Origin of the sequence: Bradyrhizobium algeriense (assembly GCF_003062295.1) — a bacterium.
Lineage (GTDB): Bacteria > Pseudomonadota > Alphaproteobacteria > Rhizobiales > Xanthobacteraceae > Bradyrhizobium > Bradyrhizobium algeriense.
In genome coordinates, this window is record NZ_PYCN01000003.1 from 266059 (window position 1) to 277979 (window position 11921).

Below are 11921 nucleotides of genomic sequence, written 5' to 3' on the forward strand. Positions count from 1 at the left end.
GTGCCGCCGCAGCGGTTGGCGTTCAGGCGGCGCGAACGTAGCCGTAGCGCAGGTTCGAGGGCCCCTCGGCCGCCAGCGCATACTCGTTCTTGAGCGAAGCGAGACGGTCCGCGGAAAAGGCCGGCATCCTGGTGTTGTCAGCCGCTTTCAGCCTGATCTTGTAGAACTTGGTGGCGTTGCCGCCAAAGATCAGCTGCTTGGTGGCGCTATTGGCGTCGCCGAGCGGCGCAAAGCCGTATTTCTTCTGCATGTCCTCCGGAATTTCGAGGCGGCGCAGCGCTTCGATCTGCCACTGCGGTGAGCCGTACCAGACCGAGTCGGTCCCCCACATGACGTGATCGACCCCCATGCCCTTGATCAGCGTGCCGACCAGCGCGGCGCAGAACTTCGGATGCGCCACCGCCGAGTTGGCAAAGGAGGTGCCGAGCTCGGCATAGACATTGGTGACGCCGAACTTCTGCGGGATTTCCGCAAGATCCGTAGCCCACTGGATGCGGCCGGTCTGCTCGAACTCCGCCCATGCCTTGTCCGGCAGTTCGAGGAACGCCCGCAGCGCCGAGTGATAGATCACGAAGTTCATCTGCGGCCAGTCCTTTGCCGCCTTTCCGATGTCCCACGCGGTTGCGTATTCCCACACGCCGGCGAACGACTTCTCGTAATCGGGCGGCAGCAGCCCCTTGTGGATGCACAACGTGTTGATGCCGGCCTTCACCGCTTTTTCGTAGAACGGATACATCACCTGCTCGTCGTCGAGCCGCCATGGGAATTTCGAGGGCGCCAGCGGGTCGCCGATCGTGTAGGACTTCCAGGAATCCGGCTTGTAGACCTCGATTGCCTTGTCGACCTCCTCCATCCAGCCGGGCTGCTTCGGGGTAATGACGCTGTGCGCCAGCAGGCGGCGCGAGCCCGCGAAGTCGTTGATCAGCTCGCGCGCCTTGACGATCTGCTCGTTGGACAGAAGCCACCAGCTCGGATCGTCGAACGGCGCGCCGCTCAAGAGCGCCATGTTGGTGTCGCTGTCGTAGTAGATCTCTTTCACATAGTTCTGGAACTTGTAGCGGGCGAGCGAGGTGACGCCCTCCTCCTTCATCTTCGGATTCCAGTGCTGGCTCGCAAAGTCCGCCAGACCCAACAGCTCCTTGTGATCGAACTCGTCGCGCACGAAATGGGTCTGAACGTCGAAGATGAACTGGCCGGCGAGGCCCTGCGCGCGCGCCAGCATCAGCTCGGGCTCGCGGGCCTCTGCAGACGCGACCTGGAAAACATTGCCGTAGATGTCGTTCATGGCGAGGAATGCCGCCGCCATGCCACAGCTCGTGTGCAGGAACTGCCTGCGGCTCAAGCCGAGGTGCTTGCCGTTGACGTCGGCGAGCTCGTTGATCCGCGCCTCGACCTTCTTCTGTGTCTCGCTCTGCGGGGGCGGCAGATACTCGCCGTTGGAAACAATCTGGGTGGGAATCGGCGTTGCGGCCGATGCCGCCTCGGCGCCCGCAACGAGGCGCTGCTCTCGTTCACTAAGCCAGGTGCTCATCGTTCTCCTCCCCTTTTTTGGCGTCGACAGTGCTGGTCAGTGCGCGCATGAGGCTTGCGAGTTCGGCCTACTCCCGATCAGTCAGATGACCATGAGGCGTACCTTCCGCTTAAGCTGCGAGTGGAGCCATCACACTCGCTTCACGCCCACGCCCCTCTCTTCATCGTGTCATCCTGCACGAGCGCAGGCACACTGAGAAAACTACTTTCGGTGGTGGCGTATGATCGCGCAATTCAATGCCCAAACCTCGATTGGCGCAAGCGATGTAATCCGACAGTCACACTGTCCAAACGCCGCCGTCATTTGCGACCGGCGCGACCGGTGGGGTTACCGGAATGAGCGCAACCCCGCTGCTCGGTGGTGATGCTGTGCTCGACACGCTTGCGCGGCTCCATCGCTTGTCCTGCGCCGTGGCCGGAGTGACTGCGGCTTCAGCTCAAGGTTGCCACCGCCGACAGGCGCTCCACAAAAAAACAACAATCCGGTCAACTAATGGGCGAGCGCATCGAGGGACATGTCATGGTGCACTGCACCGACATCGCCGGGGGCAGCATGGGACAGGCAAGCGCTGGCAGTGATCGCATGTGCCGCCGTGCTCTGACATGGCGCCCTCTTCGAAGACAATCCTTCGCCCGATCCTCTGCCCGCTTCTCACTCAGGCCGCAAGACGTGCTGTCGCTTCTTCGCGATGGCGGCCCCGCCGGCCCATGCCATCTATTTCGAACTTGTGACCCTAGGAGGCGTTGACGCCACGACATCCTGTCAAGGGTCGCGGACGAAAATTCGGCCCAACAAACAAACTACAAAGGGAGGACGCAGATGACTTTCCACGAACGATATCTCGCCGGCTGCGCTGTGCTGGCGGTGGCTGCCTTGGTCACCGTCTCGCCGACGCACGCTCAAGCGCCGACGCAGCCTCAAGACGCGGCGCTGAATGCCGAGGCGGCCCAGAACGACTGGCCGACCTATCACGGCACCTACAAGTCCTATCATTACAGCGGCCTCGACCAGATCAATACCGGCAACGTCAAGAATCTTGAAGTTGCCTGGATGCATTTTCCGGAGCGCGCCACCCGCGGCATTCAGTCGACGCCACTCGCCATCGGCGGCGTGCTGTACTATTCGGGCTCCTACAGCCGCGTCTACGCGCTGGACGGCGCGACCGGCAAGACAATCTGGTCCTACGCGCCGGAACTCGACGAGGAACTGGTCGCCAAGCAAACGCACTCGCCGTACAACCGCGGCATCGCCATCGGACACGGCAATCTCTACGTCGGCACGGTCGATGGGCGCCTGATCGCGCTCGACGTGAAGACCGGCAAGCTGGTTTGGGACACCAAGCTGCTGGATTCCAAGAGGATGACGGTCGGCTTCACTGGCGCGCCGCTGGTGGTGAAGGACATGGTCATCATCGGCGCCCAGGGCGGCGAATGGCCCCATCGCGGACCGATCTTCGGCGTGGACGGCAAGAGCGGACAGAAGAAATGGGAGTTCTTCACGGTCGCCGGTACCGAAGAGGCCAAGGCGACCTGGGGCGGCGATTCCTGGCGGACCGGCGGCGGCGGCGGCTGGATGCCCGGAACCTATGACCCGGAAAACAATGCGGTGTGGTGGGGCACCGGCAACCCGGCGCCGCTCTACGACTGGGCGGGCGCGGACTGGAAGAAGAGTGGACCGCGGCCGGGCGACAATCTTTACACGACATCGGTCATCGCACTCGATCCCGATACCGGCAAGCTCAAATTCTACCATCAGGAGCTGCCGCACGACGCCTGGGACTTCGACTCTTCCGTGGGAGAGTTCGTCATGATCGACCGTGGCGGCAAGAAACTCGTCGTGCACGCCAACAAGGGCGGACACGTCTTCGTCTACGATCGTTCCAACGCCAAGATCGAGAACGTCTGGCCGCTGGTAAAGAACATCAACTTCGTCAAGAGCATCGATCCGAAGACCGGCGAGTTGATCGGTCGCCGTGACCTCTCGGAAGGCAAGGTGGACCCGCCATTGTGCCCGGCGATCATGGGCGGCATCAGCTGGAACTCTGGCGCCTACAGCCCCAAGAACGGGCTCTTCTACCGGATCGGGCAGGAGTGGTGCATGGAGTTGACCGTCGAGAAGACCACGCCGATCCTGGAGCCGATGGCCCAGCTCAACATCGGCGCCACGTTCAAGCCTGTGGCGCCTCCGGACGGACCGGCCCGTGGTCATCTTAGCGCCCGCGACCCGGTCACCGGCGCCAAGAAGTGGGAGGTCAACTACAAGTACCCGCCGCTCGCCAGCGTTCTCGCCACCGCGGGCAATCTGGTATTCGTGCCGGATTCCGAAGGCGTCGTGCACGCTTACAATGCGGACACCGGCGAAGAGCTCTGGTCGCGCAACAACGGCATGGGGCATAATGCTGGCATCATCAGCTACATGGCCGGTGGCAAGCAGTACGTCGCCGTGCCGGCGGGCTGGGGCAGCCTGGTGGGCGACGAATTTGTCGGGCTCTTTGGCGAGCCCTTCAAGAGCATGCCGAAGAATACCGGTGCCCTGGTTGTCTTCACACTCAGGCAATGACGATAGCGTGGGCGGCGGGGATCGATTTCTCCCGCCGCCCTTGCCGGTCCATACGTTGCCCCTCTTGCGGTCAACACGTTGCCGCTCTTGCGATCAACACCTCGCGGTGAATGCGGATGCTGGAATGCGAATACCGTTCGTAATTGTTGCTTCCCTGGCCATCGTCTGGCCATGGCTGTCGACCGCCTCGTTTGCCCAACAGTCCACCTCACCGGCCGCGGCAAATCCGCTGCCGCAAGCCGAAGCCTCGCCGGACGACATCGAAGGCGGGAAAATGTTCGCAACCACCTGCGGCTTTTGTCACCCGGATGGCGGCCGCCATGCTGGCAAAGGTCCGAAGCTGTCGAAGTCCGAGCGCAGCGACGAATTCATCATCGAGCGAATCAAGAAGGGCAGGACGGGCGCCATGCCCGCCTATGGGTCGGTGTTCAGTGACGGCCAGATCATCGCGATCCTGGCCTACATTCGGGGGCTCGATGACTAGCGGGGCGTTGAGACCGCGATATCGCCTCGCCCGATACGCGGCCAGCCTCTCGCTGTTGATGTTCTGGAACGCCTCGGCGGATGCCCGCTCGCTGGAAACCGTCATGGAGCGCGGCGCGTTGACGCTCTGCGCCAGCCCCAACGCACTGCCGTTTGCAAGCAAGTCCGGACCGCTCCCGGGATTCCAGATCGAACTCGGCGACAAAATCGCCGAGCAACTCGGTGTCAAGCTGACGCGCGAATGGGTGGTCAGTGCGATCCAGTATCGCCGCGCCGATTGCGACCTCGTGCTCGACGTCATCGCCCGCAAGGATACGCCGCCCGCGGGCGGTGTGCGGGTTTCGCGCCCCTACCATCGCAGCGGCGTCGTGCTCGCAGTGCGCGGCGATTCGCCGGCGTCGTCGCTGGCAAGTCTCGGTTCCGATCAGCGGGTCGGGGTACCGGTCGGCTCGCTGGTCTCCATGACGCTCGCCAAGGCCGGCGCCGCCACGTCTCCGTTCGTGTTCGAGGACGATATCGTCGCAGCGCTGGCCAATCGCGAGATCGAGGCCGCCGCCGTCACACCGATGACGGTCGGCTGGTTCAACCTGCAGCATGCCGACAAGCCGCTCCGCCTGATTCCAGCGTTCGACAACGACCAGGATCTGAACTGGAATATTGCGGCCGGACTGCTTCGCCCCGACGACAGACTGCGGCAGCGTGTCGATGCGGCGATCGAGGCCCTGCTGGCCGATGGCACCATCGCACGGATTTACGCCCGCTACGGCATCGAGCTGCGGCCTCCGCAGTGAGCATCAGCCCAGGAGCAGCCTAAGGATTGCAACCTAAGGATTGCAGCCTAATGATTAAAGAGCGGGCCCAGACAGCAGGGCATCGATAGAACTCTCGGACGAGAGTAAGCCAAGCAAAAGGACAAGCAATGGCCAAGAATACGATTTGCCTGTGGTACGACAGGGACGCGGAAGCTGCGGCCCGCTTCTACGCCGAAACCTTTCCCGACAGCGCCGTGGGCGCCGTCCACCGTGCACCCAGTGACTACCCCTCCGGCACGCAGGGCGACGTGCTGACGGTAGAATTCACGGTCGCCGGCGTCCCGTGTATGGGCCTCAACGGCGGTCCCGCGTTCAAGCATAACGAAGCTTTCTCGTTTCAGATCGCCACCGATGATCAGCAGGAGACCGACCGCTACTGGAACGCCATCGTCGGCAATGGAGGTCAGGAGAGTGCGTGCGGCTGGTGCAAGGACAAGTGGGGCGTCTCCTGGCAAATCACGCCGCGCGTGCTGACAGAGGCGCTGGCGGCCGGCGGCGCTGAAGCAAAGCGCGCATTCGATGCCATGATGGGCATGAAGAAAATCGACGTCGCCGCGATCAAAGCGGCGCGACGCGGCTGATGTTCACGCACCGTAAGATCTGGTGGCGTCCGTTTGCGGTTTCAGAACGATCGCTGCGGTCCGACCGGCCCTGGTCCTGACGCTATTTTAAATGCGACGGACGCAACCGACTAAAGCGCGATTGCGATTCGACTTAGAGCCATCGCGCTTTAGCGTTCTGCCGCCAAACCAGCGAACGCCATTGCTGCCTTGAGTTCGTGGATGCTTGCTTTCTCGCCGCCGTCGGCCTGGAACGCCAGAGGTCCCGAACTCAGCGGCAGGCTACTCACCCTGGCCGGACCACGCGGCAGCTCGAACGGCATCACGTCGCTTGCGCCGAACTGAATCTGATCGAGCTGCCGAATGGCGCTGCGCATCTGACCCAATCCGACATTCAGCGGCACGACTGTCGCTCGCTGCTCAGACCAGATGCCAAGCGCACGCGCCGCGTTCGGTAGCCCGGCCCCGGTCTGCCAGGGATGACCGATCGGCTGCGCGGTATCCTTGAGAATCTGGAACAGCCGTTCGACGCGTTGCAAATCTCTGGCAGCGAAACTGCTCTTGAAATCACTGTGATCGGCGAGGATCAGGGCTGCGAGTGCGGTAACGTGGGCAGCCGCGAGCGAGGTCCCGTCACAGAGCGCGTAACTGTCAGGGGACTGGCAGGCAGTGATCGCAACGCCAGGCGCGCAGAGGTCGAGCTCGGGCCCGCGACAGGAAAACGGCGGTACGAAGAACCCGCCGGCGAGCGCGATGGCTGCCGCCGCTTGTGCCGCCTGCGGACTGTCTTCCGGGAAGCTTCCCGCTTGTCCGACCGCACCAACCGCCATGACGTTCGGGGAGCAAGCCGGAAACAGCACCGCTCCTGCGGAATTTCCGGCAGCCGCGATGAGGCTCATGCCATGCTGTTTTGCCTCAGCGATGCGTTGCTCAACCAGAGCCGAGCCGCGCTCGCAACCGAATCCCAGACACGCCACGTCGATGGCGTTCTGCAGGCAATAGTCGAGCGCCACGATCAGATCGCTGCAATAGGCATCGGACGGAAGCTTGCAGACATGCAGCTCGCTGTCCGGCGCGTAACCCCGTACGCCGTGCGCTGTCTGGGGCGCGGCACTGATAAGGCCCGCGCATGGCGTGCCGTGGCCGATTGCGTCCTTCGACCAGGATTTTGCTTCGGCGCTCCTGATGTCGATACCGTGATCGATCCCGGTCAATCGCTTGTGGCTGGTCGCAACGCCACTGTCGATCAGAGCGATCCTGACTCCGGCGCCGCGGCATTGCTTCGGGATCCGGTCAAGCTGCATGGCTGCGCCCCCCCAATCCAGCGCCTCCGACAGCGACAACGGTTTTAGAGTGAAGATGTTCACCGCATCGGCGTCGAGATGAGGCCGATGTTGCCACAGGCCCCAAAAGCCGGAGCGCGGGTTGACAAGTATGGCAGCGACCGTGTCCGGCTGCTCGCCTTGCAGCGTCAGATTTACTCTGCCGTCGCTATCCGTCAGTCCCTGAACTGACGCCTGCTCACCGATGAGCCGCACCGCCGCCTGCTCCACGGGCGTGCCGGCTTCGCTCATGATCCGGATCGTCACCTTCAAATCCGGCCCGAACGCGGTCATCATCGCGGCCGTCGGGAGAACCGATGACGCGCCAGCGAATGATGCAGCTCGCAAATGGAGGTCCGGCTCGATGATCAAGCTGCCAGCTGCGGAGCGGCGCAGTGCGGTGGCGGCGTCGTCAGGTATGCGCACGACCGCAATCGGCGGGACAGTGGTGTCGCGTCGCTCACGGGTCCGCAGGATCTCGATGTTGCCGAACTGGTTGAGTTGCTCGGCCAGCTCTTGACCGCTTACGCCAGGTCCCGCCGGCGCGATCATGTACTGACTGGTGCGGGCCGGCTTGCGTCGATCACCGGCCGGCGCCGAGCGCGCGTCACGTGATGATTTGCGTCGGTCGCCGCTCGCCGTGGAGCGCGCGTCATCTGATGAGCTTGCTGCCATGGTGTCGCCTCCCACCTTTAGTGGATTGAGGGTTGAGTCTGATCGGTCGAAGCCTGTCGCACCAGCGGAACGCGCGGATCAGCTGCGCGGACGATTTCGATCATGCGATAGGCCTGCCCGATCAGGTCGAAGGCCTGCGCATAGTCCCGCGCGGCAAACCTGTGCGCGGCTTGGGTCACGATCGGCACGCAGTTCTCCAGGCCGGCATGCTGTGCTGCGTTGGCTGCGAGAAAGGCGGAAAGCGAGCGCAGCGATTCCGCGACCATATCGCCGATCATGTTCTCCGCAGCCTGACGATCGAGGACCGGGTTCGGCATCGGCAGGCTACCGGGCATGGTTTGGAACGGTTGCTCAAATGGTTGAAACTGAAGGCGCATGAGAAGCGGCATCAAATTGCCGAGCAGCGCGACGAGCTGCTGAATGTCTGCCGGGCGTGGCTGTGACGCAGTTGCGCCAGAAGGATTGGAATCGGACATGAATGTTCTCCTCCGGAGGGAAGCATAACGGCAGCGAGCGCAACCGCCGCTTTGGGCGGCGGTCGCTGATTACCTTACGGACTGGCCGCGAATTGCGCTCAGATCATCCGCTGTTGGCTATAGGCCTGAAGGTTACCTATGACCTGAGGAATGACGCCGATCAGCTGGCGCGTAATGTCGGCCATATCCTGCTGCGTCAGTTGTCGCTGTTGGCCAAAGGCCATGGGACCGCCGAACGCTGACTGGAACTGAGGTGCGCCAAACTGAGTGCCCCAGGCTTGCGCTGGATGGCCGAGACCAGGTTGGCCGAGGCCTCCGAGTTGCTGACCGAGGCCTCCGAACTGACCCTGACCGAGGCCGCCCTGCATGGCCGCATAGTGAGGTTGCTGCTGGCTCTGCAGCATTCCAACGATCTGCGGAACGATGGGCAGGATTTGCCGCACGACTTCATTCACGTCCTGCGGGCTCAGCTGCCGCGGCGCTTGGCCGTAGGCCGCGTAGCCGATTCCGCCGAACGGATTTTGTGCTTGCGCGAGCATTTGAGGCAGCGCCGGTACCAGTTGACGCACGACCTCGTTCACGTCTTGTTGCGAAAGCTGGCGCTGTTGGCCGCCCCACTGCTGGCCCCATCCCGTCGGTTGCCCGCCCCAGCCGGGGTTATATCCGAACGCGCCGAAGGGCTGCTGACCGCCGTATTGCCCATATTGCTGGCCGTAGGCCGCCTGTCCGAATCCAACACCGCCTTGCGAACCTAATGCTCCCCATCCCCCTTGTTGTTGCGGACCGAACTGTCCGAACTGCGGATTATGCGCGAGGTAATCAAAGTAGGTCATCGCTGTTCTCCTTGCGATGGTTGGTGCCCTCAGCCCAAAGTGCTTTGTAGAGCCTCAGCATGCGAGGTCCTTCGGTGGCACAGTCCGTCACGCCGGTTTGTGACGGCTCTGCATTTTTCAAATTCAAATGCTCAACGCCGGACAAATCGCAGCAATAGGTTACGTCTGCCTTGAGGCACGCGAACTGCGTTCCTCAAGGCAACAACCGAATGAGAAGCATAAGGCGGCAAAACAAAGCCGTTGAGAGATGCAGGAGCGGGTTTGTTGTTTCTTAGCAGCCATCTCCTGGAGGCCAGCTACTTACGTCCGCTCAGACGCTCTGCGATTGATTGCTGATTTTTCCCCGAACGCGCTCAAGCGCGAATAGTTTCGCGGACACGCGGAGATATTTTGGTGGCAACTCTATGAAAATTCCAGGACGCGCGGATCTTGTCAGCCAGCGCTCTTGCCGCATCTGCTTCGGCTCAGACGTTGCTAAAAAGTGAGGTTGAGTAGAGTACCGACCCGCTCGGAGGTAGCGGGGTGGCTGCGAAGCAAGCGCATGGGATCATGCCCGAATGCAGGCACAGCCATTGGCGCAGAGCCGGTATGATGGCGCTCCAGCTTATCGAGTGCGGCGATGAGTGCCCGCGAGTCGCCGGTCAATTCTAGCGCGGTTGCATCCGCATCCAGTTCGCGGACGCGCGACAGCGCCAGTCCAAGCAGCTGACCGAGCGCCGGAGCTGCGCTCAGCAGCGTCGCCAATGGCTGGCTTGCCCTCATCGCGCCGTGGTTATGTCGCGTTCGCAGCAGGGCGAGACCGGCGAGCGAGGTCCAATCGATCGCACGGCGCAATGTAGTCGCCCAGCTCATTGTCCAGGTGTCATTGTTGCGGATATGCGCCACTTCGTGGGCCAAGATCCCGGCGATCTCTTCGCGCGTCATGCCGCGCAACAGCCCCTCAGTTAAGACGATGGCGCTGCGTTCCGGTCCGCCGAGCGCGTAGGCATTCATATCGCTTGGTGCCGGCAGGCAATAAAGCTCCGGCACTCGAGCCAAGCCGGCTCGGCCGCAAACCTTCGTCAGAATGGCGAACAACTCCGGCGCCTGGGCGTGGAACAGCTGGCGGGCGCCGAACCAGCGATACATATTCTCGCGCGAGATAACCGTGCCTTCAGGGCGGGGGACGGTTCCCTGTAACGCGCGCCGCATGCCCTCGGTCCCACCGACGATCCAACCGCACATCGCGAGCAGCAACATCATTGCAAGAATCGCCAATGCCGATGATTGATTGTTCGCTGTCTGATGGGCGAGCCGCCGATGCCGCAACAGGTCCCGATCTTTCGAGTTCAGCTCGATACAGCATCGCAGGTAGGTGCCTGCCTCACCGGACGGCCAATAAATCTCTACGGTAGTACCGCACCTGGAAACGCTCAGCATTTGCATCGGCGGCGCACAGCGCACCAAAGCGAGTGAAATGCCTGGCGTGAGGTCGGCGACGGCATCCCGCCGCGGCCGATGACCATGCAAAGCTGTCCAGCCTATGCCAGCGTCAAACACCCCTGTTCCCTGCCCCCTGATGCACGCCCAACGCGAAGGTTACGGATCAACTTGCGCCCTGTCATGCCAATTTCATGCCATAGACACAGGAAACTTGCGGAATGCACAAGGGATACTACGGTATTAGCGGGAACCGGCTTTGGTTGCGCGGCGTATTGGAGCCCGCCGATCGCGATGGTGCGGAGAGTCTGTGAGCTGGACTAGATCGATCTTCTGGTCACTCAGGCCCGCGATAGCCGCGGTCCGCAGCCCGTTGCCTCAGATTTTGCGAGACTGATACTTCCTGAGACGGCTGCTTCCTTATTCGGAAGCGACTGCCAAGCTACGGTAGTTGCGCCTCCGGTTATTTCCTCTGCTGCCACTGCATGAATTTTTCGAGCAGAGCCTGGGATTTTTCGGGCGCCTCTTTAGCCGTTCCGGCGGAGGCGGGTTCGGAAACAGCCGGGTCTTGGCCTTGTATCCTTTGAAACTGCTTGAATCCTTGAAGCAGCGCCTGGGAGTCTTCCGTCGTTACCGGGGCCGGCGTCGCCGATGCAGGGGTTGAAATGGAGACGGCGAGTTCCGAGGGATCAGTTTTTGACCTTGGAAACACGTTGAACAAAACGAGCGCCAGGATCGCAGTAACGCCGATCGCCGCGGAAATTGCGCCCGCAGTGGCGAGCAGTCCGCGTCGTGGGCGGCGTTCGTAAACGAACTGGGACTCCAACGGACGGGTGAATTTGGCGAAAGCCTCCTCGCGCATCTCATCATAACGAGACAAAGGGGGCGTGGGGGGCAAATGGTCTGATCTCGTCTGCGGTGCCGCGTTAGATCGCGGGTTCGCCATGCCGCGCGCCGAGCGCGGTGCGTAGTACAGCGGATCTTCCGGATTATCGGAGTTGGAATGGTCGTTCGCGCTGAAACTCATTTGCGCTACTCCTCACAATGTCAGATCATCGCATCGGAATATTGCCACTCAAGGCTTCCGAGCACAGTCCGCATGCCGCAGGCATTTGCGCCCTGCGGCACGCCGGGTAAAACTCCGATCCGCCGACCCCCGACATCAGGAGACTGATCCAAACCGGGATGCGTGTGGAGTCAGATGTTCTGTTCCGCCCAAAAAACAATCAAGCTGTTGCCGTCCGGCGACAA

At 62.1% G+C, this 11921-nt stretch carries 10 protein-coding genes; 4 read left to right on the forward strand and 6 right to left on the reverse strand.

Annotated elements, in window-relative coordinates; all coding sequences use genetic code 11:
* Positions 1-22 precede the first annotated feature (22 nt).
* Complete coding sequence (locus C7G61_RS08840) at positions 23-1531, reverse strand: amidohydrolase family protein (protein WP_108513717.1); 1509 nt, start codon at positions 1529-1531, stop codon at positions 23-25.
* An 819-nt stretch (positions 1532-2350) separates the two neighbouring features.
* On the opposite strand from C7G61_RS08840, the gene C7G61_RS08845 reads away from it, so the two are divergent.
* The 4 genes from C7G61_RS08845 (at position 2351) to C7G61_RS08860 (ending at position 5966) form a co-directional block, all read left to right on the forward strand.
* Positions 2351-4090, forward strand: coding sequence for a pyrroloquinoline quinone-dependent dehydrogenase (locus C7G61_RS08845; RefSeq protein WP_108513718.1), 1740 nt, complete (start codon positions 2351-2353; stop codon positions 4088-4090).
* Positions 4091-4214: 124 nt separating this feature from the next.
* Positions 4215-4574, forward strand: coding sequence for a c-type cytochrome (locus tag C7G61_RS08850; RefSeq protein ID WP_108513719.1), 360 nt, complete (start codon positions 4215-4217; stop codon positions 4572-4574).
* On the forward strand, positions 4567-5364 hold the full coding sequence (locus tag C7G61_RS08855) for a substrate-binding periplasmic protein (RefSeq protein WP_244608198.1): 798 nt from the start codon (positions 4567-4569) through the stop codon (positions 5362-5364). The genes C7G61_RS08850 and C7G61_RS08855 overlap by 8 nt, the downstream gene beginning before the upstream one ends.
* 128 nt (positions 5365-5492) lie before the next feature.
* Positions 5493-5966, forward strand: coding sequence for a VOC family protein (locus C7G61_RS08860; RefSeq protein WP_108513720.1), 474 nt, complete (start codon positions 5493-5495; stop codon positions 5964-5966).
* Positions 5967-6115: 149 nt separating this feature from the next.
* Here C7G61_RS08860 and C7G61_RS08865 read toward each other — a convergent pair whose 3' ends face one another.
* The 5 genes from C7G61_RS08865 to C7G61_RS08885 form a co-directional block, all read right to left on the reverse strand.
* The gene (locus C7G61_RS08865; protein ID WP_108513721.1) at positions 6116-7942 is read right to left on the reverse strand and encodes a S8 family serine peptidase; all 1827 of its coding nucleotides are present in this window, start codon (positions 7940-7942) and stop codon (positions 6116-6118) included.
* A gap of 17 nt (positions 7943-7959) precedes the next feature.
* Entirely contained in the window at positions 7960-8418 is a 459-nt protein-coding gene (locus tag C7G61_RS08870) for a hypothetical protein (protein WP_108513722.1), read from the reverse strand.
* Between the two features lie 98 nt (positions 8419-8516).
* Entirely contained in the window at positions 8517-9251 is a 735-nt protein-coding gene (locus C7G61_RS08875) for a hypothetical protein (RefSeq protein WP_108513723.1), read from the reverse strand.
* A 474-nt stretch (positions 9252-9725) separates the two neighbouring features.
* Positions 9726-10790, reverse strand: a complete 1065-nt coding sequence (locus tag C7G61_RS08880) for a M48 family metalloprotease (RefSeq protein WP_145963583.1) — start codon at positions 10788-10790, stop codon at positions 9726-9728.
* Positions 10791-11133: 343 nt separating this feature from the next.
* Positions 11134-11697: a hypothetical protein gene (locus C7G61_RS08885; protein ID WP_108513725.1), complete on the reverse strand. Its 564-nt coding sequence runs from the start codon at positions 11695-11697 to the stop codon at positions 11134-11136.
* Positions 11698-11921 lie beyond the last annotated feature (224 nt).

What these genes read in the sequence shown, in the direction of transcription:
- C7G61_RS08840 (WP_108513717.1), bottom strand. Translation starts at nt 1,531, where the DNA reads ATGAGCACCTGGCTTAGTGAACGAGAGCAGCGCCTCGTTGCGGGCGCC.
- C7G61_RS08845 (WP_108513718.1), top strand. Translation starts at nt 2,351, where the DNA reads ATGACTTTCCACGAACGATATCTCGCCGGCTGCGCTGTGCTGGCGGTG.
- C7G61_RS08850 (WP_108513719.1), top strand. Translation starts at nt 4,215, where the DNA reads ATGCGAATACCGTTCGTAATTGTTGCTTCCCTGGCCATCGTCTGGCCA.
- C7G61_RS08855 (WP_244608198.1), top strand. Translation starts at nt 4,567, where the DNA reads ATGACTAGCGGGGCGTTGAGACCGCGATATCGCCTCGCCCGATACGCG.
- C7G61_RS08860 (WP_108513720.1), top strand. Translation starts at nt 5,493, where the DNA reads ATGGCCAAGAATACGATTTGCCTGTGGTACGACAGGGACGCGGAAGCT.
- C7G61_RS08865 (WP_108513721.1), bottom strand. Translation starts at nt 7,942, where the DNA reads ATGGCAGCAAGCTCATCAGATGACGCGCGCTCCACGGCGAGCGGCGAC.
- C7G61_RS08870 (WP_108513722.1), bottom strand. Translation starts at nt 8,418, where the DNA reads ATGTCCGATTCCAATCCTTCTGGCGCAACTGCGTCACAGCCACGCCCG.
- C7G61_RS08875 (WP_108513723.1), bottom strand. Translation starts at nt 9,251, where the DNA reads ATGACCTACTTTGATTACCTCGCGCATAATCCGCAGTTCGGACAGTTC.
- C7G61_RS08885 (WP_108513725.1), bottom strand. Translation starts at nt 11,697, where the DNA reads ATGAGTTTCAGCGCGAACGACCATTCCAACTCCGATAATCCGGAAGAT.